This window comes from Flavobacterium urumqiense, from assembly GCF_900108015.1.
Lineage (GTDB): Bacteria > Bacteroidota > Bacteroidia > Flavobacteriales > Flavobacteriaceae > Flavobacterium > Flavobacterium urumqiense.
Map to the genome: position 1 here is coordinate 96,019 of NZ_FNVP01000009.1, position 26,214 is coordinate 122,232.

The window sequence follows — 26,214 nt, forward strand, 5'->3', positions numbered from 1 at the left end:
TTTAGCCATTGTTAGAGAGAGTGCCTTTTGGCAGTCTCTTCGGATTTTATCCACGGTCGTTAGAAGAGAATGACGTGAGGAATTCTCTTCTAACGAATTGTGCTTGTGGCAGTGGCTAAAATTCAAGACAAGTACCAACCGATAAATCCTAATTAAACCCGTCAGAGTTTTTTCCGAAGGAAAAAATGATGTAGCCATTACCACAAGCACGTGTTACCGGATGTACGGCAATTATTAATTCAAAATATTAAATTATGTATTTCAAATGTAAAAATTCTTATCAGCCAGAAAATGGAGTTTGGTGGCTTTATGCAAAAATCATAAAACACAATGATGAAGATACTTGTCAAGTTTTTGAGTTTCAAAGAACTTCAAGAGAAAATGAATTTGTTGCAGGATTAGCAACGCCTTTCGCAGGTTCAGTTGATACAAATAAATACACTTATTATCAGGATTTATTTGATGAAATTAGTAAAGAAGAATTTGAAGACGCTCTTAAATTATTTATGGAAGATTTCAATAATTATATGGACTTCATTCGTTGTAGCCCGTAGTATATACGGTAACTACTATATATAAATACCATCTGTAAGTACTAATAAAAATAACACCTAAGACTATGAACATCGGAAAGTATGTGGAATTGTATTCCGAAGATTTAAAGCTGAAAAACTATTCTGACAATACTATCTCTAATTATAGTAATCAGGTAAAATTGTTTTTGGAATATTTTAACAAAGTAGCTAGCAAGCCTTCTGAAATTTCAGAGAAACAGATCAAGCAATGGTTACTGTTGGCCAACTCAATCAACGGTAGGAAACATCGAATTTCTGCCGTGAAGTTGTTTTATAAGCTCACAGGTAAACAGCCATTAAAATTCAAGCATATCGAATACCCAAGATCCGAGAGAAAACTTCCTCAAATTATCGAAAAGGAATTTTTGCTGGATGCGATCTCTAAAATTACAAATGCAAAACATAAAGCAATTATAGCACTGGCTTATTCAACAGGAATGCGAGTTTCGGAAGTTTGCAACCTTAAAATATCCGATATTGACAGTAAAAGAATGATTATTATCATTCGCCAAAGCAAAGGTAGGAAAGATAGAATTGTAGGACTGTCGGATAAAATTTTAGAAATTTTAAGAATTTATTTTACAGAATATCAACCAAAAGAATTTCTGTTTAACGGACAATTCGATTTGCAATATTCGCACACAAGCTGCAACCAGATTGTAAAGAAATATCTAGGCAAAGAATATCACTTTCATTTATTGCGACATTCAAACGCTACAGCATTATTAGAAGCAGGAACTGACTTGAGAATCATTCAGAAGCATCTTGGACATGCAAGTAGCAAAACGACTGAAATATACACCCACGTAAGTACAAATGTTTTGTCAAAAATGGCATTACCTATTTAAAACCAAACCCCATGAAATAACAAAAAACCCCTCAAGCGATGGTATAAATAATTTTATGCTTTCTGTAGACGAAATCGCTATAAACCCACCAGTGAACAACAGTAACTGGTGGGTTTTTTGGTTACGCTTCCTTCCTACATGCCACAATGGGCCGGTAATTAAATTATAGATGCTAAAATAGTACTATATGCCGCCCTGGGACGGTAATTAAATACACCTAACTATACTATGAATATCGATACACCTCAAAAATTCCAAATTTTGGAACCCCCCCGAACCCCCTAATTTTAAAAAATTTTACAAATTTTTCATTTGCTGTAAAAAAGAGAGTAAAAAAGTTCCACAGTTCCACAAATAAAAATATACTTTTTATAATAGATATTATCTATTTGATTTATAGTATATTAAGTCTAAATAAGTATTGTTTTTATTTGTGGAACTATGTGGAATTCTTGTGGAACTTGTGGAACTATTTTTTAGGGTTCCCACAAATCAACCTATAGTTCCACAGGTTCTGTATACTGTTTTACACTTAAAGTGCTGAAAGTCAGTTTTGTGGAATTGTGGAACTTTTTTTTCTGTTTTTGCATGGTTTTGTAATTAAAAACACTTTTTTTTCACTGTTTTGTTGTAAATTAGTCAAGCCTTAAAAAAAATTTAGATGATTCAAATTTCTATTCCTGTAAAAAAACACGTCAAAAAATACTTAATCAAGAAATATGGTGAAATTCATACCATTAGTAAAAAAACATTTTTAGGTTTGTTGCTGCTGGAGTTGATCAGTAATGAAGCAGACACTTCGGATATTGATTTTAGGGACCATGATAAGTACAAAATGGAGATCCCAGAACTGTATTTTAATACCAAAGGGTTTTCTGTGAACAGGAAAAAGCTAAAATTCCTAGGTCTTTGCCTTGAAAGGCTCTTTTTTGAAGATTTTTACAGTTTTGTAGATGTGGAATTGGCCAAAGGAAAAGCAAACGCCTGGCAAAGTGTAAAATTGTTTTTGTTTTTATACAAAATTGATGAAAATGACATGAAGCTAGAAAGCATGTATCGCAACTATCAAAGGCACTGCGGAGAAAAAATAACTGAAAAAAAATTAAATACCATAGTACGTTCGTAGTGTGAAAACCGCCTTAAACCACTGCTGATATGGTGGGAAAATACGACAGTTTTATAATAATAAATATAAAGAAATTATGACTTTTACTTCTGATGAAAAATTACCCGGTTTTGCTGAATTTGATTTTTATTTGCTGGAAGAAACGGGTAATTGGCCCTTTGTAGTTACCGATGTAAATTCGGCACAAATTACATTCACTCCTTACGTAAATGATGTAGAAGCATTGATTGAACCGGATAGTATTGATGTAAATGTAAATCCAAAACAATCCGCTGAAGGGACCGTGCAGCAAATTTCGATTGTTTTTAGGTTAATTACTCGAAGTGAAGCCCTGGAACAATTACTGGAACAATATGCGAATAAGCCCGGAGTGGGAATTGGAAAATTGAATAATGAATTTAAAAAATTATACGGTACTGATCGTGAACCACTCTATATGAATTATGAGCTAAACGAAGGTACAAAGGTAGACGGTACGGCTTTTACTGAAGTTCGAATAAAAGGCGAAACCCGCAAACGCCCCGTGTATTATACGCCTTAAAATTATTATTTTGTTTTAATTAATATTAACTTTATAAACCTAAAAAAGAGCAAAAAATGGAAAGTAATAATCTGATTGAACATTCATATGGCACAATTGTTATAAATGGAGGGAATCCGCTTCAGGGTTGTCCAAAAGATTGGGATGAAGCAAAGTTAATTGAAGAAAAACTAAATGAAAATAAAGAAGAAGAAGAACCGCAATGGAAATTTGATTGTGGTTTTAAGCTTGATTATGATAGTTCTATTATAAAAATTAGCAGTCGCTTTTATCCTCCAAAAACTCATTATGGTGAAACATGGGACGGAACCGTGAGCGTTTATTTTATGGATAAAAAGATAAAAGAAAAGAAATTTGATTATCCAACTTTAGAAGAACTTCATAAGGAAGTTGAAGATTACGTGAAAAAACTTATCAATGACATAGGCACATCCATAGTCTAACCGCAAAAGGCCTTTGTATTATACGCCTTAAAATCGCTGTCCTATTTTAAGAGGTTGAATAAATGAAAATTTGTAAAGTGCAAAAAGCATTTTACAAATGAGTATAAATAATTTACATTCTCTACTTAATGGCCGATGGTTCATTCATGAATCATACGGGCATTCTCTTTTGCCTTCGCTGAACAACATCTTAAAGGGAAATTCACTTAAGATAGAAAAAGAAGATAAGAAACCTGAATCATTTGTTGTTCAACTGGGCAAATCTCCTGTTGTTGCGTCTACTTTTAGTAACAGTGACAATAACAATGATTATGTTTTGGTAATGGATTTAAAAAATCCTATTTACAAATACTCCCAAGAATGTGGTCCACAAGGGACTAAATCTAAAATCAATATTTTAGAGCGATACAAAACTGATCCTTACTGTAAAGGGATTGTTTTAGATATTGATAGCGGTGGTGGTCAAGTTGCCGGAACTCCTGAATTTTACGATTATATCAGAGAATATACTAAACCAGTTGTAGCTTATACTGATGGTTTGATGTGTTCTGCTGCTTATTATATTGGTTCGGCATCCGCTTATATTGTAGCAAATAAACGTGCTGATCACATTGGTAGCATCGGTACAATGATTTATTTCATTGATTTTACTGGTTGGTACGAAAAAGAAGGTGCAAAAGTTATTACTGAATATGCCACAAAATCTACTGAGAAAAACAGGGATTATGAGGAACTTATTAAAGGCAATCCTGAGCCTTATATCAAAAATCAATTAGATCCAATTACCGAAGATTTCATTAATGACATCAAAAAAGTAAGATCAACAGTAAACGAAGAAGTTTTTACTGGTAAAACCTATTCAGCTGCTGACTCCATTACAATGGGATTGGTGGATGAAATTGGAACACTGCAAACGGCAATCGATAAGGTTTTCGAATTGTCAAAAAAATCAAGTAATCAAAATTTAAATACAGATATGTCTAAACAACTTGTAAACGTACAGGCTGTTTTGGGTTTAGATGCACCGTTGGCTTCAACAGAAGATAATGGCAGCTATTTGAATGCGGAACAACTGGAAACGGTAGAAAATCGTTTGGTTGAATTGGATGCTTCCAATTCAGCATTACAAACAGAATTAGATGCTGCTTTAGCAAATACTGAAGCACAGGAACAGTTAACAGCTTCACAAGGTGTTGTTACTGGAATTGAAGCTTCTATTGATGGTATGCTAACATCTGCGGGCTTGGATGTTACAGGAACGCTAACCGAGAAAGCAACTGCATTAAGTGCAAAAGTTGCCGAAATGGGTGGTAAGGATGGTTCAAACCATACTAATCCTAAAGTTGATGTAAACAATGAAGCAGCTGCAGCTAATGTGGTTGGTGGTGTTGACATCTCTGGAGCAATGAATAATTAATTAACTAAATTTTTTATATATGTCAATAATTTCTACAGATATAGTTACGGCCTTTGGCGCGCGCTACATCAATGAAGGGCAAAATATGGATAGCTTGAAGGAACAAATCCGTCAGCCATCTGTAACGCCATCTTATGCCGTACCCATCATTACTGAAAATGATGTGTACCGTTCGTCTAATGCTTCGTTAGGTGAGATTGTTCAAGGTTTCCAAAAAGCATTTACTGCCAAAGGAGATTTGACTTTTACACCAAATGAAATTGTTTTGCGTAATGCAAAAATTGATATTTCATTGTATCCGGATGATGTAAAAGGGAAATGGCTTGGATTTTTAGCCTCATTAGACAAAACAGCTAGAGCCGAATGGCCTATTGTTCGTTATATGCTGGAAAAACACGTTGTGCCACAAATTCCGCATGACATGGAAACCAAAGCGTATTGGGGCGGTTCTTATGTTGCACCTACTGCAGGTACTCCAGGAACAACAGCGGGAACGCTTGACGGTTTAAAAAAACAGATTGATGCAGGTTTGCTAGCTGGTAGCATGAATGCAATTGCATTGGCTGCATTGCCTACACCGACAACAATGTTTGAAAGCATTGAAGAGTTTACGGATGATATTTTTGCACACAATCCAGTATTGGAAAGTGTGAAAATGAGAGTTTATGTGGAACCAAAGTTTTTGAAAAACTATTTTAGAGACAAACGTAATACACACGGAAACGATGTGAATTATGTTGCTGGTCAAAATACGGTTGATTTCTCCCCAAATATTGAATTGGTTGCATTACCATCAATGGCGGGTTCTGGATACATCTGGGCTACTCCGGTAGAGAATTATGTTCATTTGCGCAAGCAAAACGGAATGAAAGATCCTAAAGTAGAAGAAGCAAAACGTGAGGTTGCTTTGATGCTTGACTGGTATGAAGGTATCGGGTTTGATTATAACCAATTGGTTTATGCATTTAAACCAGTTTAATCCTTAGGATATGTCAAAAGATAAAACAACAACACCAGTAGTCGAAGCGGCTGCTGGTGTTAATACAGTTCAGAATTTATCATCTGAACAAAATGAAAAAGCGGAAGCGGAAAAAGCAGCAGCGGATAAAGCGGAAGCGGACAAAGTTGCAGCAAATAAAGCGGAAGCGGAAAAAGCAGCAGCGGATAAGGCAGCAGCAGATTTAGCAGCAACTGAACAATCGCATGAAGCGCAATTAATTCCTTCGGGAATATTTGTTGCTGAAAATGGTAATTCATTTGAGTTTGCTGTTAGTCAGTTTACCTTCAAAGGGAAAGTCTACACGAAAGAAGAAGCTTTGAGCGATCATGCGGATGTTTTAGAGCATCTGATTTCTGTACAATCATTCATCTTAAAAAAAGTATAGTATGGCAGTAGCATTAGAAGATATCGGTGGCGAAAGCTGTGAACCAGTTTCAGGATTAGTCAACAAAATATATTATGCACTGCATTCTGATTTTTTGACGATTATTGACCCAAAGAAAATATGTGATGCAAATACGCCAGCAAATGTAGCTTCTACTTTTGCGGAATTGGCGACTATTGCCACGGCACATGTTTTTAAAACCGGAAAGAAATTCTTTAAGGTAGATTTCGTGACAGAAACAGGGACCATAAAATCAACCCAAATTGGGGAGAATGGCAGAAGTTTGTTTCAAAACGAATTAGTAATTGAGATTGCTGGATCCGAAGCCGCAGTACTTGGTTTTTGCCGTTGGGTAAAGAATCAGAAATTAGTAGTTTTGTCAGAAGAATTCGGAACAGGAAATGTGAGACAATTAGGTTCTGCAAGATTGCAGGCTACTGTAAAAGTGGAGCATGCAATCGAACCAACTTTGGAAGGTAAAAACGCCGCCACAATCACGTTTACCGATAAAAACTTTGGACCCGCTCCAATTTATAAAGGAGCGATTTTATTAACTCCTATGGTTTAGGCTTTTTTTTATTTTTAAATAGTTTTTGGTTTGGTAGAAAAGCGTTCTTTAATTAGAACGCTTTTTTTTGTAGGTTTGTAAGACTAATTTTAAAAAATTGAGTTATGAAGAAATTATTTTGGTTATTGATTTTTGTTTGTGGAGTGAGTTTTGGTCAGGAAACTGATTTTACATTTTCTAAGGATGGTTTTACGGATTTTGTAGTCACGGAATGTCCTGGTAAAACTCAAAATGAATTGTATAAAAAATCGATTGACTGGTTGGCAGTTACTTATAAAAACCCTAAAGAAGTTTTGAAAGCGCAAATTGAAAATGATTATATCAGGTTTGAAGGTTCAGCTCCAGGGTTAGTCACGATCACTAATTTGATGACATTTAATTATCCTACTACTTATCAGATAGAAGTTTCCTTTAAAGAGGGTAAATATAAATTTGACGTTACTGAAATAAAATATTACATAGCACCAAGTAAATATGGAGCGGGTGGATGGTATGATTTTGGGATAAAAGAAACTACCGAATATTATAATAAAAAAGGTCTTATAAGAGGCAGTTACAAGCAAATGCCAGAAGCGCTTACTAACTATTTTAATAATTTAAATAAGCAAATGAAAGATTTTTTCATGAGTGATTCTATTCCTAGCAAAAAAAGTGATTGGTAATATTAAATAATTTATTATGCATGACTATTACGAACAAATTTTTACTTTCATAAAAGAAAACTTTATTCCCAGTACTCCTGAGAATGCGAATGTGAAGCTTAACACGGAACAGCTGCTTTCTTTTCTTTTCAGGACCTTTCCTGTAGATTGTGTATCTGATTATGACTTGAATGAAATCCTTAGTTCATTAGGATATATGAGGCACAATTATGTTGTAGAGTATTTTACTGAAGTGGGCAAAAAGAAAGATGCCAGGATTGAAGTCAAGAAAAGTTTAGAGGTGGGTTGGTGCTTGAAAAGTCCGTTTGATTTGCATACTGAAGAATTGGAGAAAAAGTAAATGTTTTTTGTATATTTGATTTATGAAAATGACTTCAGAAGAAAAAATAAATTTTGCATTTACTTTGTGTCCAGATTTTGATACTTATGAGAATGATATGGTGCAAATTCCTATTATTGAGAAACCCAGTTTAATCATTAATAGGTCTGTTTATCCATCAGAAATAGAAAAATTAAATATAATTACTTTTATAAAAAATTTCAAAAATAAAAGTTGGGAATTTTATAATAAGAATTTTTAATAAATATTTTATATCAAAAGCAAAACCACTCAATAGAGTGGTTTTTTTATGTCCTATTCTAACACTTTCACACTTTCCATATTTGTACTATGGAAATGATAAAAAACTGGTTTGATCAAGGATGCGATTATGCTGTTGGAATTGTTATTTATGGCAATTTACCAAAGCATAATCCCACTTTGCTGAATAACTTAAAAAGGAAAAACAATTCATTCAATACTGAAAAATTGAAAAATGAATTGAAGAAATACATTGATAAATACGACCAAAACGTATTTATTGCTGAAATTCAAAAAGAAGTTGCTGCAGTTGTTATTCCTGCTATTAACAAAGTAACTGAAAGCGAAAAAAAACAGGCAGTTTTATTTCATCAACTTCCTGAATCCATGCGACCTATATTACTTGAAGCAAACCAATTATTTAAAGAAAATTGTTTGCTAAAAGTCAATTTGAATGAATTGCCGGCACATGCTGAAAAAGCCGCTATTGCCATCCAAATTAAGATTCATAGTAATATCAGGAAAAACCAATTGTGCTGGCAAAAGATTGATTTGTTTATAGAGAAACGAATTGTTCCGGAATCGCCTAAACATGGTTTTGAAGAGTTGACACCAGCTGGATTATTGAGACAGCAACAATTGTTGTATGCTTCGATTTCTAAATTAAACACCAGGTTAAAAGGCAATCGTGAACAGATTGAAAAAGTGACTGTTTTAGCGATTCGTTCCAAAATTGAACGTCAGATTTCAAAACAGGAAGAAAACCTGATCCAGCAAAACGAAAAATTAATCATTATAAGCAATTTGATTGATGGGAACTAAAAAAAGAAATATGCTTATAAAGCGTGGTGATAGCACGTTTGATAAGATTTTGGCGCATTACATCAATCCGGAACATTTTCCTTTGACTGAAACCAATACCGACATTCTGAATCGATTGAATGAGGTTTTTGCATTGCGGTTAAACCATTTTTCGTCCCAACAAATTGTAAATAAATGGGTAAACGAAAAAGGAATTTCGCAGGCTCAGGCTTATATTGATATTAGAAATTCGGAGAAACTTTTTGGTAATGTTTTAAAAGCAGATGTCGAAGGTTCTCGGGTTGTTTGGTTAGAATACACTAGAGACTTTTTGAAGCGCTGTAAGCAAAAAGGAGATAAAAATAATGAGGCTAAAGCATTGAAAATGATGGCTGATTATGGAGGTTTTGCTAATGAAGATAATCCAGAGTTTAATGCTGAGAAATTCGAAAATATGGAAATTCATGTGAATGTGGATAAACAAGTCCAGGCTAAACTTCTTGAAATGCTTTCAGGTGGTTCCGTGGATTTGAATAATTTGAATGTTACTGATATTGATTTTGAAGAACTGAAAACTGACGAATACGAAGATGATGATCAGTAAAAAAAAGTTTGTAGAACTTACTATTCCGCAATTGTGTTGTGTCATGGCACAACAAAGGCATAAATATATTGAGATGGGTCGTGGTGGTGGAAAAACCACCATTTTTGGCTATCAAATGCGTGAATTAGTACGGCAAATGCCAAAGGCCTCTTTTGCGTTGGTGGGTTCGACTTATTCGCAGATTTTGGCAAGAACATTGCCTTCAGCCATTGAGGGATTAGAAATGTTTAATTTACATCAGGATATTGATTTTGTTGTTGGTAGATGTGGAAAAAAACACGGTTACGAAATGCCATATCAGCCACCAAATCAATGGAACAATATTATACATTTTCCAAATGGTGCCATTTTTCAGTTGGTTTCGCTTGATAATGCTAATTCAGGGCGTGGTTTGAATTCCTATGCTGAATTAGGCGATGAAGCTGCATTACTAGATCCAGAGAAACTATTTACCAATGTAAAAACTACTAATAGAGCCAAAAAGGAAGTATTTAAGGACTGTAGCCTTTTGGGTTCTGAATTCTATGTTTCGTCAACCCCTATCAATAAAAAAGGGAAATGGTTCACGGAAATGGAAGAAGTGGCTAAAAAGAACCCAAAGGAGTATGCATTCATTAAAGCTTCAGCATTATCGAATCCTTACTTGAATCCTGCATGGTTTAAAAAGATGCGGGATCAGGCAGTATCCGAGATACTATATAATGCTGAAATACTAAACATAAGACCAAAGGAAATTGTTGACGGGTTTTATGGCAATCTTATACCTGCCAAACATTACTATACGGATTACAACAATAGTTATCTGGAAACAATAGGTGTTGTGGCCAGATCAGAACATTTTAATTCTAACCAGGACAATGATGTCCGGGTCAATGAACCGCTTATTATGTCGGTTGACTTTGGTGTGTTCAACTGTTGTGTTGTGTCTCAGGTACAGGATGATACCTACAAGGTGTTAAAGTCTTTTTTTGTAAAATCTCCTAAGCTATTGGATGATCTATTCATTGAACAAGTGATACCATACTACAGGCCACATCAGGAAAAATTTGTGTACTTATATGGTGGTCATGATGGTAACAACAGATTGCCAAACGATGAGCGCACGTACTTTCAACAGATCATTGAGGTACTTACTAAGCATGGCTGGACCGTCTACCTGATGACTCATGGTGCAGCACCAACACACACTGATAAGTATTTACTTATCAATGCTATGCTCAAAGAACATCAGATGCGATTACCTAAGATGCGTATCAATGAGCATAACAATCCGGATCTAATCATTGCACTGGAACGCACCGAGGCAAAGGAAGCTTTGAAAGGTGGTATTGAAAAGGAAAAGAAAGATGAGCGCAATAAGCTATTCCCACAACAACACGCACCCCACTTAACGGATGCGTTCGATATCCCGATCATGACAATGTTCAATGACATCTTCAAAGGTTCGAGCCTACTACTCTCCGAAAGCCGTATTCAAACTACATAATCCATGCATTTTCATATATCCATATATTTTGGAGATGGAAAGTGTAAAAATTTATAGGGACAGGCGTGCTTTTCTGTTTGATAATATAAAAAATAATATTTTTTTAGAGGTCAAAAAATTGATTTTCAATATAGTAAACTTTAAAATAGTAGAATACACCCATCAAATAATATCAGAAAAGCAATTAAAAAGTCTGTCCTATTTTAAAACCAGTCAAATAATGAAATTTGGACTATGCAAAAGGAAATAATTTCATTAAAAGAAGGTTTAACCATTCTAAATCAAAAAGACATAAAAGGGACTCTTATCCCTTTTGATTTGACTTATAGAACTTTTAATGCTACATCAAAAAGAGGCGGTAAACTAAAAACCTACTCCGGTGCCAGACTTCTTTTGGAAAAAAACCCAAACGCAATTCATCGCGATACTATCGAAAACATTTTAGTTCCTATCAAAAAAACCAAAAACGCAAAGCATTTTGAGAACAGGACCAGAAATATTGAATTATCCGATGAGACTGTTGTCACAATTTGCATAGATTTTATCATCAGTATTAACAATAAAGAAATCATCTACTAATGTTAAATAGCGAATTTTTAAGTCCTACTATAGCCATCACCCAATACAAAGGTTCTCCTGCAATGGTTTCGTTTAAGAACTCCATCGATAAAATGGATAGCACTGTAACCGCTGTAAAAGTAGATGTGAAAGATAAGCAGGGCGAAATAGCTTCATGGGGCAAAAACAATGATTATCCACAGCAAGTCATAAAAGAATCCAAAAAGAACGGATCAGTTTCATCTGGTATCAGATTTTTAAGAAAGGCACATTACGGCAACGGATTGGTGTTATTGAGAAATGAAGTTTCTGATGCTGGAAAAAAAGACACTAAAGTTGTTCCACTTACTGCACTTCCAGAAATCAATGCCTTTTTCCGAAAATCACAAATGAAACGTTTTTGGAAAGAAACTATTGCTGATTTAGAATGGTTCTCTATCGCATTCCCTGAATACATCCTTTCTGAAAACTTTACCAAAATCAACCGTGTAAAACGTCAAAAGGCGGCTTGGTGTCGTTTCGAAATGATGAATGAAGAAAACGGATTGGTTGAGCACGTTTACATTTCTGAAAAATTCGGAAAAGGAAGTGCTGTAGATATTACCAGCAAATTTGTCGAAAAAATACCTTTGATTGACAGTTACTGGTCCGCGGATGAAGTTCGTGAATACTGCAAAATCAATAAAATAACTAAGTTCATCCGTCCTATATTCTATCCTTTACTTGACGAAGCTTATTATCCTGAATCAGAATGGCATGCTATATTAAAATCGGGGTGGTTAGACGTTGCCAATTCAGTTCCGGCACTTAAAAAAGCCATGTTTGAAAAACAAATGACAATTAAATTTTTGATTGAAATTGACGAACAATACTATCAAAAGATTTATGCTGAAGAATGGGCAAAAATGAAAGTGGAAGAGCGCAAAAAGATACGTCAGGATCTTATTGATTCCATTAATACTGGATTGGTTGGGAATGAAAACGCAGGTAAATCCATCCAGTCAATGATGTATACGGATTCAACTGGAAAACAAGTTTCTGCACTTAAAATTACTGCTATTGATGATAAATTGAAAGATGGAATCTATTTGCCAGAAGCTTCAGCGGCCAATTCTGAAATACTTGTTGCAATTGGGGTCGATGCCACTCTAGTTGGTGGTGCAGGAATACCGGGCGGGGCGTTAGGTGCCGGTTCCGGTTCTGACAAGCGCGAAGCATTTCTAATTCTTCAGGCACTTTACAAAACCAATAGAGAAACAACCTTAGAAGTTTTCGAATTCATTCAGGATTATAATTCATGGGATGAAACAATTATTCCAGGATTAGAAGATACCATATTGACCACACTAGATAAGAACCCAACAGGAATGCAAAAAGCTACAGCATGATACTAAACACAACCGATGACTTAAAAAAATACGTATCGTTGGCACAATCATTTGTGTTTACTGATTTCGAACCATACATCACCAAAGCCGTGAATGCTTTTACCAAAAAGTATCTTGGAAACCTTCATGTTTATCTTAAAGATGAATTTGCGACTCCAGACATTAATTTCGAAATCAAAAACGAAGCGCGCGAACATTTACGCAATGTAATTGCCAATTTTGGTTATTTCATTTATTTACCTTTTTCAGCGGTAATGGCTGATAGTTCCGGAATAACTGTAGTACAAAGCGATCAAAGAAAATCAGCAGAATGGTGGCAAATAAAAGACATTCGTCGAGAACTTTTGCGCTCCGGTCATGAAGCAATGGATTACCTATTGGAAATTTTAGAGAAAAACCCAACTGTTTTTGTTGATTGGACCACAGAATTTGGTACCATAAACAAAAATTTACTGGTCCATAACACCACCACATTCAATGAATGGTATCATATTTTCAATTCCCGCCAAACATTCCTAGCCTTACAGCCGTCAATTCGTCAAGTTGAAGATCAATATATCCGAACGATGCTTTGCCCAGAACTCATTGAGCATCTAAAAACAGATGTTACAGGAGTTTCGCTGGAAGTAAAAACCGAACTTCAAAAAGCAATTGTAGCTTTTACAGTGGCAAAAGTCGCAAACGTAGGGTTGTTTATTTTAGATGAAAATGGTTTGCGTGTCAATTTTGAAACCTTAATCGATGGTCGAAAAGAAAGTGTGAGTTATGGAAAAACCGCTGATCAAACATCAAAGTTAGTGGAAGAACAATCCAATAACGGTTCGCAATATTTAACTGTGGCCAGAGAATTAATCCAAGCTAATTTAATCACATTCAATCAGTGTGAATCACCGCTAAAAAAATCCACATCTTTAGGTTCCGGATATACACCTTATGATACACCAGGAGTATTGTCAATATAAAAAGCCTGCACTTAGCACGGCAGAAGTGTCCTATTTAAAAAACTACAATCACTATAATTTAGCATAATGAGTATAACAGCAACGAATAATCCATATCCTACAGATCCAGACGCAGCACCAACGAAATTAGACCGTGGCGGCTACATAGGAACAGCACAAAATCTTGACGAAAAAATAAACACTAATTTATCCGAAGCGAAAGCATTGATAGAGTCATTTAAGGGTTCAACTGATTTAGGGTCAATTACACCTACTTCTACACCTACAGGAACGGGCCCAGCTTTTTGGCGCGCAACTCAAAACGGGACATACACGAATTTTGGAGGTTTGGTTGTAAATGCCAATTCCTTTGCGGTGTTTTCAAGAAATGATGCGGGGGTTTTTAGTATTTCTCAGACTGCTTTAGATTTAACAGCTTATGCGAAAACAGTTGATACTAATAAAATAAACACTTGGATAGCTAAAGCTTATCCATTAGGAGATCAAGTCAATTATTTAGGCAAAGATTGGGTTTCTAATGCTGCTGCTGTTGCAGGTGATGTTCCAGGAACATCAAGTAAATGGGTGGAGCGATTGAGTGGTTATGCAATCGGTAAAAGTAATATTTTTGATAATTCAGCGAATGTAAATGCCATTATAAACAACGGAGTACTTGATTTGTCTTTAATTAACTGCTTAGACTCTCAACAGTTCACAATAGGGGTTTTTAGAAAAAATGCCTCTACTGCTTATGAAATAAAAATATATGAATGGAAAGGCGGTACTTTCACAGACGAGGTTTGTTCTTTTATTCAACCAAATTATGTAAAAATAAAAGATATTGAGACTTTAAAACTTTCCACTATTACGCAAGGTATTTATGGGTACATCACTTTAGATTGGTCTAAAATACCAGACGGAACATCTATTGCTTCTCAGACTTTTGCTTTAGCAGGATTAAATAAATCTATTTATACTACTTATCCTTTGCCTCCATCGATAATTTCACCTAATATTTTTGATAATTCAGCAAATGTCAATATAATAATGAAGGCTACTGTTCTTGATTTAACCTTAATAAATTGTTTAGATTCTCAAAAATTTTCCATAGGTGTATTTAGAAAAAATGTTTCAGGGGCTTACGAAATTAAAATATATGAAATTATTAACAATTCTTTTGGGGATGAAGTATGCTCATTTAACCAGCCTAATTACATAAAAACTAAAGATATTGAGACTTTAACGCTATCTAATATACTTCAAGGTATTTATGGGTATATAACAGTAGATTGGAGTAAGATAGCAGATGGAACATCTATTACTTCTCAAACTTTTGCTTTAGCTGGGTTAAGTAAGTCAACTTATATACCGTTAATAAAACAGCCATTAAATAAAATATCTAGCTCTATATTGCATAGAGGATTGTTAGATAGTATTTCGGCTGTAAATTGGTCTTTATCTTCAGGTATTTATACTACAGGATCATTAGGTATGGCAAATTATTTGATTTTGAATAAACAAATAAATGTAGAGGGAAGAAAGACCATTGTAAAATTTAAAGGTTCATCAGACGCAATTATTACGTTTCGATACAACGGAAAAGAATCAAGTGTAGGCACATTTTTTAGTGAAATTGTTGTAGACAATTTAAATTCTCAATTTTATTTAGGTAATAAAGGAGGGAATGGCACTTTAAAAACTGGAGCTTCAAAGCAATCATTTATCTATAATTCATCACATTATTATCAAATAGAAATAAAAAGAGTTAGAGAAATATTTTATGTGATGTTAAAAAACTTATCTAATGCAACGGAGTATTCTATCACATTAGCTTCTTTAACAGATACAGATTTTACCGATAAAGATACCTTTGGACTTTATATGAATAGCGGTACTTCACTATCAGTCAGTGATATAATTGTAAGCTCAACAGTACAGCCATTATTAATAGTTGGCGATTCTATCACAGAGGGCGATGTGCTTACATTTTCAAATGGAATTAGTAAAAGATTTGTGGATTTTATAAAAGATGATTTAGTTGGAAAAGTCTTGATAAGCGGCAGACACGGTGGAAATATAAATGGAGTAACTGAAAAAGTTAACACGGAGTCAAATATATTATTACCTCAATACCAAATGATTACAATAGGAACTAATGGAAGTAATACATTAACAAATTTAACTAATTTAGTTAGAAATCTAAAAGCAAAAGGGATAACGCCTATTTTAAATACTATCCCGCTAAAAACGACAGATACATCACAATCCTCAATAAATACTACTATTCTACAAGTAGTAGCTAATGAAAACATCGGTTGTGTTAGATTTGATATAGCTACGGCAATATCTAATGATCCTGTTAACGGATGTAATACTTCTCTTTTTGCAGACACAGTTCATCCAAATCAATCAGGGCATTTAGAAATGTATAAAAGGGTAAAGTTAGACGCTCCTTATTTATTTGAATAAATGAAAATCTCAACTATAATAGCCATCGTCATGAAACAACACCTTATTTACTTCCTAACCACCATCTTTCTTTTTCTTGCGCCCATGCAGGGACTTATGATTGCGGTGGGGATGGCTATAATTTTAGATACATTTTTCGGAATATACAGATCAGTAAAAGTCAAGGGCTGGGTATTTATCACCAGCCGAAGATTAAGCGAGATCATATCAAAAATGCTTCTTTATGAATTGTGTATTATTTGCCTTTACGTAATGGATTTCTATTTTTTGAGTGATCTAACCTTTAAGTTGTTTTCAATCGAATTCATGTCAACCAAAATGTGTGCAATTATCTTAATTTTTATAGAAGGCGTTTCCATTAAGGAAAATTTTGAAAAAGCCACAGGATATGACGTATGGGCTTTAATCAAAAAAGCATTAGGCAGAGCCAAAGAAGTAAAAGACAGCGTAACGGATCTAATCGAAAAATAAAATGAAATCAATAACACTTCAAGAAGTTCAATCTCTTGCCTTAGAATTTGGCGTCCCGGTTTCAAGAATACAGGCTATTAAACATGTGGAGAGTGGAGGAATTGGCTTTGATAAAAAAACTGGTAAAATTATCATCCAGTTTGAGCCTTTATGGTTTAAAAGAAAATCACCGTATACGCCTTCTGGAAAATGGTCATTGAATAAAGTAGAACGTCAAGCTGAAGAATGGCTGGCTTTCAATGATGCTTTCTCTAAAGATCCTAATGCAGCAATGGAATCCACTTCGATTGGAATAATGCAAGTAATGGGTTTTCATTGGAAATTATTAGGATTCAAGTCTGTTGGCTCGATGTGGGATTACGCTAAAGAATCAGAATATAATCAATTGCGCATCAGTTTGCTTTTCATTAAATCAAACAAGAAAATGTTCAAGGCTTTGGTTGCCGGAAACTGGAAAGTGGTGGCATATTACTACAATGGAGAAGAATATTGGAAATTATTATACGATATTAAACTGGCTAATGCCGAAAAATTATACTTATGAAAAAATCAATCTTAACAATAGTTCTATTACTCATTTTTTGTTCTTGCGGAACTCGCAAAACACAAAAAAACAGAGATAAAACGACCGCAAAAATAGAATTATCTACAACGGATAAAACGAAAAAAACGGCAGAGCTTAACGTAAAACAAGAAGTTGTCAAAACAATGGACAATAAAGACGAGACAGTAACTGAGACAATCATTTACACGCCAATAGACGCTACGAAACCCGCTATAATTACAGACGAAAACGGTAAAACGCACTCGTTAAATAATTCTAGCTACAAAAAAGAGCGTATCACTAAGAAAAACAACACTGTTATTACTGAAAAAGCAAATAACGAGGTCACGGATAAATCCGAGATATTAAAAGATTTAAAAGAACTTGACAAACAATATAATTCTAAAGATGCTAAAAAAATATTAGTAGATCGCCAAGCATGGAGTTTATGGAATTTGCTTTGGTTATTGATTCCCGTTTCTCTGTTTGCTATTTTTTTTAAATACAGAGGGAAGATATGGTGGATCTAATGCAAGAAAAATTAAGAATACTCAAACTAAAAAAAGCACGTCTTTGGTCAGATATCGAATCACTTGCAGAAGTCAATGATTCGACTTATTTACAATTTGGAAAAACCCAAGCCGAAATCATGAAGTTGGAGAAAGAAATCGTTCGTCAATCTGAAAACCCATTAGATGAAAACAATTAAATTCAATATTCCTAAATCATGGGACGAAATGAGTGAAAAGCAATTTGAAAAGATTGCATTTCATTTCAATACCTCAGAGACTAATGTCAAGTTTTATATCAAGCTGTTTTTCCTGTTAACCAATGTAAAATGGTGGCAGTTTTCCAAGAAAGCTAAAATGAGAATTGTTTTAAGAACATTGCCGTTATCTGATCTTCACAAAACCTATGACTTTATTTTCAAGGATAATAACAGGACCATATTTCCAGATAATATCAAAATTGGGAAAACAAAATACTTTCCTCCACAAAATAGAATCTCAAATTTCACGGCCGATGAATTCGCAATTGTCGATGATTTGCATATAAAATGGCGCGAAACTAAAAATGTAGAATATCTGCAATACATGGCAGCCGTTTTGTATTATGCTTCAGATAAAAGAGGATTATTTGATAAAAATGAATTGCATGACAAAGCAAAGCCATTTTCTAAATTGTCAATCAAGAAATTACTGGCCATCGAACTCGCTTATTTTGGTTGCAAAAATAATTTGGTGAAACGATTCCCGAAAGCCTTTCCAAAACAGAAGCCAGGTGAATCCAAACCCAAAAAGAAATACGGATTTTCTAAAGTCATTTTAAGCATGGCCAAAGGTGACCTATCCAAACTAGACCTGATAAAAAAAGTAAATATTTATACCTTCCTTGAGCAATTCGAGGAAGATTTAACTCCAGACAAAAAATGAGACAAATAACTCACAAACCTATAGTTGATTTTCACAAAGGAATTCAAGTGGCTCACAAGCAGCTGAACGGATTTTACCGATTCAATTGGAATGAAATCAACGGTAAATTTCGCTCCGGTATCGCGACACCCGCTTTATTACTGGAAAGTCATTCGGCAGCCTTAAATACAAATTCAAATAATACAGCAACATTCAACGGTCGCAGTATTTCTTTTTTGTTGTTGGATTTTACAGGAAAAGCCGATTCCTATGACAAACAGGACCAGGTTCTGGATGCATTGGAAAATGTTACAATTGATATTGCATCCTATCTAAAAAAACTAAATGGAGATCGCAATTCATGGCTTTTTGGAAAATTTGATACAAGCAGTTTCAGTTATGAAAAAGTAGGGCCTATTTTTGACAACATGTACGGTTGGAATGTTTTGTACACCTTGAAAAATCACGAAGATTTAACCTTTAGCCCTGAAAAATGGGCGTTTTAAAACTGTCCTATTTATGGAAAGTGTCAATTTGTAGATTTGAATCTCTTTAATATTAATCAAAATTAAATTTATGAAAAATTTAAAATTTTTGCTGTTGACACTATTTTTATTTGTCTTCATGATTCCCGTCAAGGCAATGCCTTGTTATTCTGTCCATAAAACAGAATCCATTTTCAATAAGCAACCCGAAGTGAGTTCAGTTGTTTGTATTGGAAACATTCAAAAACAGGATATTTGCATTCGTTCGAGGGCAATAATCCCGATCTTCCCTTTTTCTGAAACTGATAAAGACAGTAATTTTAAATTTAGGAAAAAAGTAAATTATGTACTGAATGATTTTCAATTCTTAAAAAATAAATTACCAAACAATTTTTTACTAGATAATTTGCCAGATAAAAAAAATTAAGTAAAATAAAAGTAAGACAAACAAAACCACTCATAACGGGTGGTTTTTTTATGTCCTATTTAGTCGGTTCAAATCCCTATAATTTAGCTAAAAATCAAACATATGACTGGTGCCATTGATATTGCTCAAAGAGAAAAAGAAATCACTTCACAAGCAGTAAAAAAACTTCGTGCTGCCGTTCGTCAGGCAGTTGCTACAACTTCCCAATCAAGAACTGGCGAAGCTTTAAAAATAGCAAATGCAGGAAGCCGTTTTAAGTTTGGGCGTTTGCAAAGAATTACATTGAAAGCCCCTTACTACACGTTTATGCAGAATTATGGTTTTGAGGGTAAAAAATCAAATGGAGTCAATCAGCGATTAAAAGCAACCGATGTATTTGCAAAAGCAATTGATTCATCAAATATTCTTGAAAATTTGGCAGATGAAATTTCAGAAATAAGGTTAGACCAAGTAACTGCATTAATTAAATTTAAAAAATAATGGCTAGAAAAGAAATCCCTAGAGAATTATCGATTTACATTAATGACAAAGCAGTTGTCAATTCATTACGGGGTATTACTGGTGAAATTAGCCGTACTAATAATGAAATGCGAAATTTAAACCGTAATTCAGCGACTTACACTGAAGACATGGCACAATTGCGTGGAAATTTAGCTAATCTTACGGAACGACAATCTGAATTTAGAAACGAAATCAGAAATACTTCAGAAGCCATGGACGATTCGTCTGGAAGCTTCGCAAAATTCCGTGACGGATTACTTTCTGGGGATTTAGAAAGCGCTAAGGAAGGGCTTTCTGGAATCAAAGCGGAACTAACAGGACTGGTTAAAACATCATTGGCCTTTATTGCCACTCCTATTGGTGCAGCCATTGCTGTTTTGGCTGGATTCGCTGCAGGCGCAAAAGCTATATTCGATTTTAATCAGCAAGCCGAGAAATCAGCAGTTTTAATAGAGAATTTATCAGGGAAAACAGGTCAAGTTGTCGAGGATATCCGTATAAAAATGCAAGCCATGACGGACACCTTCGAGATTGGCTTTGATCAGTTGGCCGGTGCGGTTGACAATCTTGTTGATACAGGCGTTGCTAAAGATGAACTCGAAGCTTTAGAACGAATTAAAAACGGATTACTCACGGCTCCAGATAAAAATGAATTTATTGCTAGTCTTGAATCCTCAGCGCTTACGGCGAAACAAGTTGGTTTATCACTGGAAGAAGTAATTGCACTCAAAAAACAAATTGAAGAAAAGGGAGTAGATCCAGAAGCTACTTTTGGAGCATTACAAAAAGCGAGTCAAAAACTAGCGTTACAATCTGATTCTTTACGTACTAGCTTAACGAATGCATTTGGTGCAAGCTTCACAGATGATGTTTTAGCCAAAATAAAAACGGGTCAATTAACAACAGTTCAGGCACTCGATTTAATTGGTAAAAAATCCAAAGAAGTAGGATTAAACCAGACTGAACAGGCTAAACTTAGCACGGAACTTTTTGGGAAAGCAGGTCTAGCTGCTGGAGGTTTTGCCGTTATTGTAGATACGGTTACGGGTGGACTGAAAAAGCAAAAGGAAGAACTAAACGGGAATCAAAAGGCATTATTAGAACTTTCAAATGCAAATGAAAAGCTTCAGAAAGCACAATCAGAATTATTGAGAGTTAGGGATTTTGGTGAATTATGGACTAAAATAAAAGCGAATGCAATTGATGCACTGGCATCTGTCATAACTTATATAGCTGATTTAAAAGCGGATATTCAACCCCTTATTGATATTATTGGAGTTGTTTTAGTTGGCGCTTGGATTAATTTAAAATTCATCGTTGTAAGTTCTTTTGATGTTATTGGAGCCGTTGTAAAGGGATTCTTTGATTATCTAAAGTTCAGTTTCAATTTTATAAAAGCAATCATTACAGGTGATTTCAAAGGAGCAATCAATTTATTAAAAAACTATTTCATTAGCCTTGGTGATTCTGTTGGGAATATCTTCGCTAAAATCAAGAATAACATCATCAATGCCATTCAGGGAATTGTTTCAAATATTTCGCCTGTATTATCCGCTCTTGGTATTGATGTCGAAAAATTACAAAAGAGATTAGAGTCATTCAAGTCTAAAGAAATTATAGTAAAAACAAAGACACAATCAGGATCTGATGGGAATAATCCGGAACCTGGTAACACAAAAATTCTCGCGGAAGAACTCGCAAAGCAAAAAGCGTTACGCGATGCAGCACGACAAAAAGAAGCGGACGCCCGTAAAACTGCTGCTGATAAAAAGAAAGCGGAACAAGATAAAGCAGATAAACTGGAACTTGACAAATTTTTAGCATTAGCAAAAGCAAAGGGAGATTTAGCCAAAGCGGAACTAGCTTATTTTATTTCAAATAATGCAAGTAAACTTGATTTAACCAAGAAACTTACTCCAGAACTTATTGCAGAGGAAACTTCCCGTCTGGATACAATAAAAGACAAGCAACTTATGGCACTGGCTGAGGAACGTTTATCTAAAGTCGAAAAAGCACAAGCGGATGCAAAATCGGCTCAAGAATTAGTTGCGTTGAAACAAACAATTGATTATGATTATGAAACCAACCGCCAAAATTTAGAACTTGGATTTCTGTCAGCAACCGATGCCCTAAAAAAACAATATACAGAAGAGCAAAAAGTATTAGCTGCAGAACAGCTCCTTGCGGCAAATGATTTGGCTCTTGCGGAAGCAGATACTAAGGAAGAAGCTGATGCATTAAAAAGACAATTTGCGAATCAAAAAGAATTGGACGGGTATAAAAAGCTATTAACTGACAAGGCAATTACTCAAGATCAGTATGACCGTTTTATTGCAGCCGCCAAAGTAAAACAGGATGATGTTGACCGAATGAGTAGAGCCGCACATTTAAGCCAAAATTTACAAGCTTTAGGCTCTGTTGCCGGTGCGCTTGGTGAAATGTTTGGACAGTCGAAAGCTTTGGCAATTGTTCAGGCTGGAATCAACGGAGCGTTGGCAATTACTAACATTTTCGCAACCACTCCAAAAGTTGACTTTGGTTTCTCTACTTATGCATTGATTGCCGCATCTGCAATTAGTACAGTTGCCGCTATTGCCAAAATAACAAGCGCAAAAGCCCCCGCAAAACCTAAATTCTTTCATGGTGGTGATACGGGGAATTATGCCGCGCTTGGTTATGACGAATACGGACCTATGACAGGAATAGTTCACGATGGTGAATATGTAGTGCCAAAAGCGATGAGGCAAAACCCGCGGTATGCCAACACTATTGCTTGGTTAGAAAGTGAAAGAACCGGTAAAAGAACAAGAAAGTTTGCGCAAGGGGGTGACGTTTCTACAAATACTATTCCTGATCCAGTAATGACTGAAAACGATAGTGAAATGAAATCATTATTGCGTGCAGTGCTATTTAGATTAGAAAACCCAATTCCTCCAAAAATTAATTTTGGATATCAAGACGCAAAGGAAGTTCAAAACTTGAACGACGAACGCAATCAATCAATATCTAACGGAATAATAAGCGAATGATAACAATAATAAAATCTCCGGCACTCAATCGAGCTTTACTTGACGCTAATAACACAGAGATCTCCATATCGTCCACGAACGGGAACGGGTACTATTTCAGAGCCTTAATTTACATTGATGATAGCTTGTTTGATGAACAGGGTTGGTCCCGCAAAACAGAATTTTTGGCTGTTAAAGACTTAGTAAAATTATACAACGCTTATTTCGAAACTTCTTTCGCTGCTTTCACTTCAAATGGTTTGGTAGAGAAAACTAACCTAAAAAAGAAAGTCAGCATCACCATTGAAGAGCGTTTATTAACAACTGATGCAGTCGTTGAAATGGTTAATTTACCAGTGTTCTATATTATATACAACCGCACTCCGATTTCGTTTACTGATGCCGCGAAAATTCAGGTACTAAGCAAGCGACCGGATGCCGTATTGATTCCTGCAACCGGAAAGATGATCATTCCTATTTTTGTAAACGCCAATAATGAAACGGTTACTGTGATTACAAAAAACAATTTTGGAGCAACGCTGAATACACAAACAATTGCTGCATTCACTGGCAAAAAAAACTATATCTATTCCTTTGACTTATCGGGTATTACTTTGGCAAGCAATACAATCTATTTTGAGACAACTATCACTTGTGGCACGACCACGATTACTTTGCGATACAGATTGCTACGCTTACCAGACTTCCCGGTCAAAGAAATTTATTATAAAAATAATTTTGGCTATTTCCTTCCCGCTTATTTTGATGGCGAACTAGAAATAGAAAATAGTTTAAAAATTGATGATTACAATCAGGCCGATGGAACCTCCGTAATTTTTGAAATAAATGAGGAAGCAACTTACACTATAAATACAGGTTCTTTACTGGCGGATGAACGCGGAATAGTGAACCAAATCATTAATTCATACGAAGTTTACTTTAAAGTCAACAACGTATGGACCAAGATTAATACTAAAACTAAAAAGGAATTGGAGTTCCGTGATAAAAAACACAGTTACGCCACAGATTTACAATTCTCATTTGTGAAAAACAGCAAAATAGCAAACGTATGAGCCTTATAAAAATAATCGCCAATAATATCGAGTTAGATTTTGTCAAAGAAACACTTTCGATAAAAAAAGAAAACAACGCCTTAAATAGAGACTTCAAAGTTTCCTATTCGAGCATTCCGTTTTTGATCATCGAAAATGCAAATACTAAAAAAGCCCTTGGGACCCGTGATTTATCTTCTGTAAAAAAGATAAAAACAATTGATGTTGTTGTTTTTGAAGGGGGTAAGAAATACAGCGGTGAATTACAAATTTTGTCTTATCTGAACGGTTTCAGAAAATGCAATTTGAAATATGCGTCATCGTTGCTTTCGATAATGAATAAAAAAATCAGCGAATTTATGCCAATTGTTTCGGTGATTCCTGGTGAAACAAATCCAGTTGCTTTCACGGAAAACTCAAAACTTCCTGTAGCTGGTTCAGACAATTGGGTTGCCTATGCAAAATCATTTGTCGGAAAGATTTTTCCAGAAGTAAAATGGCAGTTTCCAACAATGAAATATGCTAATAAATACGGAGCAGACTTAGCTATTGACGATCCATGGCGCAAGTTTGAAAATAGTATAAATAAGTTTGATGACATAGGATTAATCAATAATAGCTATGTTATTGCTTCAAATGTCTGTACGGTAGAAAATAGAAATGTTCCTTCTCCACAGGTATTTTTAGTGAGTCCTTTATCATTTGCTCTGGAAAATATCGGATGGTCTGTTAAGGGGAGTTTTATTAATTCTGCCTTTATAAAGAGATTGCTCATGTATAGCAGTAAAAACAACATTTCGGAAAGTTTCCCTTTAAAAGAATCTGGAAATTTTACTTTTGGTACGCTACAGCAAGGATCTGTTTACGAAAATAATAATAATGACTTATCATATATTTTTAATTTTGCAATTACAGCAATTGCAACAACTGTTGCTGGGATGTATTATTTTGACTACGAATTTACAGAACCTGCTTACACTGCAGTAGATGGGATGATAGATAGAAAAATGTTTCAGATATTTTTATTTAACGAACCAATTTACACTGTTTTTACCCATTACCCTACTTCTGGAGCGCAAACTTACAAAGGAACAGTAAAGGTTGATGTTTCAGCAGCGCAAGTGGGAATGAATATTTTTGTAAGATACTACACACCAGTAAATTCAATTTCTTCTTATTCTATTGTTAAAAAAGTAACTTACCCTGTAGTGTATTATCAAATGCACCCAACAATTCAATTAGCAAGATATGTCCCAGACTGGACTTTTGGCACTTATTTAAACGCATTGCAAAACATGTTTAATCTTGAAATTAATTTTGATGATTTAAAAAAACAAATGACAATTGATTTTAATGAAGAAACAATATCTATTGGCGATAAGTCAGTATTAACAAAATCGTTAGATTCAAACTCCTACGAGCAATCTGCTTCTGACGCTTTTTTATTGAAATATGAAAACAGCGACGATGTAGCATTATGGATTACAAAAGACCGTGTAGAAAATTACGACATTCAGACCTCAAATTTCGTGGAGCGATTAGATAATAAATTTAAGTTTGTACCTTCTCTTGGAACGGCTGAATTATCCGAAAAATTAGACTCTAAAAACGGAGTTGGGTTAATGATTTACGATACTTTTTCTAGTCCTTATACCTCCGATAATTATCTAGGGCAAACTTTGAAAATTGAAGGTTCAAAAGGTATTTATGAAGTTTTTTGGCGAAAATGTATCAAGTTTTTATTGAACGGTTCTGCAGTAGAAATGTCAGGGCCATTTACTGAAAAAGAATTAAACGAAATTATATTACTAAAACGGATTTTTATTGATAATCAGGAATATCTTATTGCCAGCACAGAATCTAGGGAAACAGACCAGAATAATTATGAAGTTAAATTTAATTTAGTCAGTGTTACATTTTAA

29 protein-coding genes are annotated in these 26,214 nt (G+C 34.8%); all 29 read left to right on the plus strand.

Annotation, left to right across the window (positions count from 1 at the left end):
- Window positions 1-254 precede the first annotated feature (254 nt).
- The 29 genes from C4S35_RS11625 (at window position 255) to C4S35_RS11775 (ending at window position 26,214) form a co-directional block, all read left to right on the plus strand.
- Complete coding sequence (locus C4S35_RS11625; RefSeq protein WP_104000326.1) at window positions 255-554, plus strand: hypothetical protein; 300 nt, start codon at window positions 255-257, stop codon at window positions 552-554.
- Window positions 555-619: 65 nt separating this feature from the next.
- Window positions 620-1,423 (plus strand): tyrosine-type recombinase/integrase, encoded by an 804-nt coding sequence (locus tag C4S35_RS11630; protein ID WP_104000327.1) that lies wholly within the window; start codon window positions 620-622, stop codon window positions 1,421-1,423.
- Window positions 1,424-2,084: 661 nt separating this feature from the next.
- On the plus strand, window positions 2,085-2,549 hold the full coding sequence (locus C4S35_RS11635; protein ID WP_104000328.1) for a hypothetical protein: 465 nt from the start codon (window positions 2,085-2,087) through the stop codon (window positions 2,547-2,549).
- Between the two features lie 76 nt (window positions 2,550-2,625).
- Window positions 2,626-3,090, plus strand: a complete 465-nt coding sequence (locus C4S35_RS11640) for a hypothetical protein (protein ID WP_104000329.1) — start codon at window positions 2,626-2,628, stop codon at window positions 3,088-3,090.
- Window positions 3,091-3,146: 56 nt separating this feature from the next.
- Window positions 3,147-3,533: a hypothetical protein gene (locus C4S35_RS11645; protein WP_104000330.1), complete on the plus strand. Its 387-nt coding sequence runs from the start codon at window positions 3,147-3,149 to the stop codon at window positions 3,531-3,533.
- Window positions 3,534-3,630: 97 nt separating this feature from the next.
- Window positions 3,631-4,950, plus strand: a complete 1,320-nt coding sequence (locus C4S35_RS11650; protein ID WP_104000331.1) for a S49 family peptidase — start codon at window positions 3,631-3,633, stop codon at window positions 4,948-4,950.
- Window positions 4,951-4,969: 19 nt separating this feature from the next.
- Window positions 4,970-5,929 (plus strand): hypothetical protein, encoded by a 960-nt coding sequence (locus C4S35_RS11655; protein WP_104000332.1) that lies wholly within the window; start codon window positions 4,970-4,972, stop codon window positions 5,927-5,929.
- Window positions 5,930-5,939: 10 nt separating this feature from the next.
- Window positions 5,940-6,335: a hypothetical protein gene (locus C4S35_RS11660; RefSeq protein ID WP_104000333.1), complete on the plus strand. Its 396-nt coding sequence runs from the start codon at window positions 5,940-5,942 to the stop codon at window positions 6,333-6,335.
- Window position 6,336: 1 nt separating this feature from the next.
- Window positions 6,337-6,903, plus strand: coding sequence for a hypothetical protein (locus tag C4S35_RS11665; protein ID WP_104000334.1), 567 nt, complete (start codon window positions 6,337-6,339; stop codon window positions 6,901-6,903).
- 104 nt (window positions 6,904-7,007) lie between these two features.
- Window positions 7,008-7,565 carry a DUF4468 domain-containing protein gene (locus C4S35_RS11670; protein WP_104000335.1) on the plus strand — a complete coding sequence of 186 codons (558 nt, stop codon included), beginning with the start codon at window positions 7,008-7,010 and terminating at the stop codon, window positions 7,563-7,565.
- Window positions 7,566-7,581: 16 nt separating this feature from the next.
- Window positions 7,582-7,905 carry a hypothetical protein gene (locus C4S35_RS11675; RefSeq protein ID WP_104000336.1) on the plus strand — a complete coding sequence of 108 codons (324 nt, stop codon included), beginning with the start codon at window positions 7,582-7,584 and terminating at the stop codon, window positions 7,903-7,905.
- A gap of 28 nt (window positions 7,906-7,933) precedes the next feature.
- Window positions 7,934-8,146 (plus strand): hypothetical protein, encoded by a 213-nt coding sequence (locus tag C4S35_RS11680; RefSeq protein ID WP_146059539.1) that lies wholly within the window; start codon window positions 7,934-7,936, stop codon window positions 8,144-8,146.
- Window positions 8,147-8,235: 89 nt separating this feature from the next.
- Window positions 8,236-8,967, plus strand: coding sequence for a hypothetical protein (locus tag C4S35_RS11685; RefSeq protein ID WP_104000338.1), 732 nt, complete (start codon window positions 8,236-8,238; stop codon window positions 8,965-8,967).
- A 10-nt stretch (window positions 8,968-8,977) separates the two neighbouring features.
- Window positions 8,978-9,550 (plus strand): hypothetical protein, encoded by a 573-nt coding sequence (locus tag C4S35_RS11690; protein ID WP_146059540.1) that lies wholly within the window; start codon window positions 8,978-8,980, stop codon window positions 9,548-9,550.
- Window positions 9,551-9,593: 43 nt separating this feature from the next.
- Complete coding sequence (locus C4S35_RS11695; protein WP_244175265.1) at window positions 9,594-11,036, plus strand: hypothetical protein; 1,443 nt, start codon at window positions 9,594-9,596, stop codon at window positions 11,034-11,036.
- Window positions 11,037-11,270: 234 nt separating this feature from the next.
- Window positions 11,271-11,615: a hypothetical protein gene (locus C4S35_RS11705; protein ID WP_104000341.1), complete on the plus strand. Its 345-nt coding sequence runs from the start codon at window positions 11,271-11,273 to the stop codon at window positions 11,613-11,615.
- Window positions 11,615-12,982: a hypothetical protein gene (locus tag C4S35_RS11710; RefSeq protein ID WP_104000342.1), complete on the plus strand. Its 1,368-nt coding sequence runs from the start codon at window positions 11,615-11,617 to the stop codon at window positions 12,980-12,982. Before C4S35_RS11705 ends, C4S35_RS11710 begins: the two co-directional genes overlap by 1 nt.
- Entirely contained in the window at window positions 12,979-13,944 is a 966-nt protein-coding gene (locus C4S35_RS11715; protein ID WP_104000343.1) for a DUF6712 family protein, read from the plus strand. The genes C4S35_RS11710 and C4S35_RS11715 overlap by 4 nt, the downstream gene beginning before the upstream one ends.
- Before the next feature lie 66 nt (window positions 13,945-14,010).
- Window positions 14,011-16,392: an SGNH/GDSL hydrolase family protein gene (locus C4S35_RS11720; RefSeq protein WP_104000344.1), complete on the plus strand. Its 2,382-nt coding sequence runs from the start codon at window positions 14,011-14,013 to the stop codon at window positions 16,390-16,392.
- Between the two features lie 30 nt (window positions 16,393-16,422).
- On the plus strand, window positions 16,423-16,863 hold the full coding sequence (locus C4S35_RS11725; protein ID WP_159916730.1) for a phage holin family protein: 441 nt from the start codon (window positions 16,423-16,425) through the stop codon (window positions 16,861-16,863).
- A gap of 1 nt (window position 16,864) precedes the next feature.
- Complete coding sequence (locus tag C4S35_RS11730; RefSeq protein ID WP_104000346.1) at window positions 16,865-17,407, plus strand: N-acetylmuramidase domain-containing protein; 543 nt, start codon at window positions 16,865-16,867, stop codon at window positions 17,405-17,407.
- Entirely contained in the window at window positions 17,404-17,937 is a 534-nt protein-coding gene (locus C4S35_RS11735; protein WP_104000347.1) for a hypothetical protein, read from the plus strand. Before C4S35_RS11730 ends, C4S35_RS11735 begins: the two co-directional genes overlap by 4 nt.
- Window positions 17,937-18,116, plus strand: coding sequence for a hypothetical protein (locus tag C4S35_RS11740; protein ID WP_104000348.1), 180 nt, complete (start codon window positions 17,937-17,939; stop codon window positions 18,114-18,116). The genes C4S35_RS11735 and C4S35_RS11740 overlap by 1 nt, the downstream gene beginning before the upstream one ends.
- Complete coding sequence (locus tag C4S35_RS11745; RefSeq protein WP_104000349.1) at window positions 18,103-18,840, plus strand: hypothetical protein; 738 nt, start codon at window positions 18,103-18,105, stop codon at window positions 18,838-18,840. The genes C4S35_RS11740 and C4S35_RS11745 overlap by 14 nt, the downstream gene beginning before the upstream one ends.
- Window positions 18,837-19,325 carry a hypothetical protein gene (locus tag C4S35_RS11750; RefSeq protein WP_104000350.1) on the plus strand — a complete coding sequence of 163 codons (489 nt, stop codon included), beginning with the start codon at window positions 18,837-18,839 and terminating at the stop codon, window positions 19,323-19,325. The genes C4S35_RS11745 and C4S35_RS11750 overlap by 4 nt, the downstream gene beginning before the upstream one ends.
- A 508-nt stretch (window positions 19,326-19,833) precedes the next feature.
- Window positions 19,834-20,211, plus strand: coding sequence for a hypothetical protein (locus C4S35_RS11760; RefSeq protein WP_104000352.1), 378 nt, complete (start codon window positions 19,834-19,836; stop codon window positions 20,209-20,211).
- On the plus strand, window positions 20,211-23,261 hold the full coding sequence (locus C4S35_RS11765; RefSeq protein WP_104000353.1) for a phage tail family protein: 3,051 nt from the start codon (window positions 20,211-20,213) through the stop codon (window positions 23,259-23,261). The genes C4S35_RS11760 and C4S35_RS11765 overlap by 1 nt, the downstream gene beginning before the upstream one ends.
- Window positions 23,258-24,313 carry a hypothetical protein gene (locus C4S35_RS11770; RefSeq protein ID WP_104000354.1) on the plus strand — a complete coding sequence of 352 codons (1,056 nt, stop codon included), beginning with the start codon at window positions 23,258-23,260 and terminating at the stop codon, window positions 24,311-24,313. Before C4S35_RS11765 ends, C4S35_RS11770 begins: the two co-directional genes overlap by 4 nt.
- Window positions 24,310-26,214, plus strand: coding sequence for a hypothetical protein (locus C4S35_RS11775; RefSeq protein ID WP_104000355.1), 1,905 nt, complete (start codon window positions 24,310-24,312; stop codon window positions 26,212-26,214). Before C4S35_RS11770 ends, C4S35_RS11775 begins: the two co-directional genes overlap by 4 nt.

Excerpts from the sequence above, each read along its gene's own strand:
- C4S35_RS11625 (WP_104000326.1), top strand. The coding sequence starts at position 255 with ATGTATTTCAAATGTAAAAATTCTTATCAGCCAGAAAATGGAGTTTGG.
- C4S35_RS11630 (WP_104000327.1), top strand. The coding sequence starts at position 620 with ATGAACATCGGAAAGTATGTGGAATTGTATTCCGAAGATTTAAAGCTG.
- C4S35_RS11635 (WP_104000328.1), top strand. The coding sequence starts at position 2,085 with ATGATTCAAATTTCTATTCCTGTAAAAAAACACGTCAAAAAATACTTA.
- C4S35_RS11640 (WP_104000329.1), top strand. The coding sequence starts at position 2,626 with ATGACTTTTACTTCTGATGAAAAATTACCCGGTTTTGCTGAATTTGAT.
- C4S35_RS11645 (WP_104000330.1), top strand. The coding sequence starts at position 3,147 with ATGGAAAGTAATAATCTGATTGAACATTCATATGGCACAATTGTTATA.
- C4S35_RS11650 (WP_104000331.1), top strand. The coding sequence starts at position 3,631 with ATGAGTATAAATAATTTACATTCTCTACTTAATGGCCGATGGTTCATT.
- C4S35_RS11655 (WP_104000332.1), top strand. The coding sequence starts at position 4,970 with ATGTCAATAATTTCTACAGATATAGTTACGGCCTTTGGCGCGCGCTAC.
- C4S35_RS11660 (WP_104000333.1), top strand. The coding sequence starts at position 5,940 with ATGTCAAAAGATAAAACAACAACACCAGTAGTCGAAGCGGCTGCTGGT.
- C4S35_RS11665 (WP_104000334.1), top strand. The coding sequence starts at position 6,337 with ATGGCAGTAGCATTAGAAGATATCGGTGGCGAAAGCTGTGAACCAGTT.
- C4S35_RS11670 (WP_104000335.1), top strand. The coding sequence starts at position 7,008 with ATGAAGAAATTATTTTGGTTATTGATTTTTGTTTGTGGAGTGAGTTTT.
- C4S35_RS11675 (WP_104000336.1), top strand. The coding sequence starts at position 7,582 with ATGCATGACTATTACGAACAAATTTTTACTTTCATAAAAGAAAACTTT.
- C4S35_RS11680 (WP_146059539.1), top strand. The coding sequence starts at position 7,934 with ATGACTTCAGAAGAAAAAATAAATTTTGCATTTACTTTGTGTCCAGAT.
- C4S35_RS11685 (WP_104000338.1), top strand. The coding sequence starts at position 8,236 with ATGGAAATGATAAAAAACTGGTTTGATCAAGGATGCGATTATGCTGTT.
- C4S35_RS11690 (WP_146059540.1), top strand. The coding sequence starts at position 8,978 with ATGCTTATAAAGCGTGGTGATAGCACGTTTGATAAGATTTTGGCGCAT.
- C4S35_RS11695 (WP_244175265.1), top strand. The coding sequence starts at position 9,594 with ATGGCACAACAAAGGCATAAATATATTGAGATGGGTCGTGGTGGTGGA.
- C4S35_RS11705 (WP_104000341.1), top strand. The coding sequence starts at position 11,271 with ATGCAAAAGGAAATAATTTCATTAAAAGAAGGTTTAACCATTCTAAAT.
- C4S35_RS11710 (WP_104000342.1), top strand. The coding sequence starts at position 11,615 with ATGTTAAATAGCGAATTTTTAAGTCCTACTATAGCCATCACCCAATAC.
- C4S35_RS11715 (WP_104000343.1), top strand. The coding sequence starts at position 12,979 with ATGATACTAAACACAACCGATGACTTAAAAAAATACGTATCGTTGGCA.
- C4S35_RS11720 (WP_104000344.1), top strand. The coding sequence starts at position 14,011 with ATGAGTATAACAGCAACGAATAATCCATATCCTACAGATCCAGACGCA.
- C4S35_RS11725 (WP_159916730.1), top strand. The coding sequence starts at position 16,423 with ATGAAACAACACCTTATTTACTTCCTAACCACCATCTTTCTTTTTCTT.
- C4S35_RS11730 (WP_104000346.1), top strand. The coding sequence starts at position 16,865 with ATGAAATCAATAACACTTCAAGAAGTTCAATCTCTTGCCTTAGAATTT.
- C4S35_RS11735 (WP_104000347.1), top strand. The coding sequence starts at position 17,404 with ATGAAAAAATCAATCTTAACAATAGTTCTATTACTCATTTTTTGTTCT.
- C4S35_RS11740 (WP_104000348.1), top strand. The coding sequence starts at position 17,937 with ATGCAAGAAAAATTAAGAATACTCAAACTAAAAAAAGCACGTCTTTGG.
- C4S35_RS11745 (WP_104000349.1), top strand. The coding sequence starts at position 18,103 with ATGAAAACAATTAAATTCAATATTCCTAAATCATGGGACGAAATGAGT.
- C4S35_RS11750 (WP_104000350.1), top strand. The coding sequence starts at position 18,837 with ATGAGACAAATAACTCACAAACCTATAGTTGATTTTCACAAAGGAATT.
- C4S35_RS11760 (WP_104000352.1), top strand. The coding sequence starts at position 19,834 with ATGACTGGTGCCATTGATATTGCTCAAAGAGAAAAAGAAATCACTTCA.
- C4S35_RS11765 (WP_104000353.1), top strand. The coding sequence starts at position 20,211 with ATGGCTAGAAAAGAAATCCCTAGAGAATTATCGATTTACATTAATGAC.
- C4S35_RS11770 (WP_104000354.1), top strand. The coding sequence starts at position 23,258 with ATGATAACAATAATAAAATCTCCGGCACTCAATCGAGCTTTACTTGAC.
- C4S35_RS11775 (WP_104000355.1), top strand. The coding sequence starts at position 24,310 with ATGAGCCTTATAAAAATAATCGCCAATAATATCGAGTTAGATTTTGTC.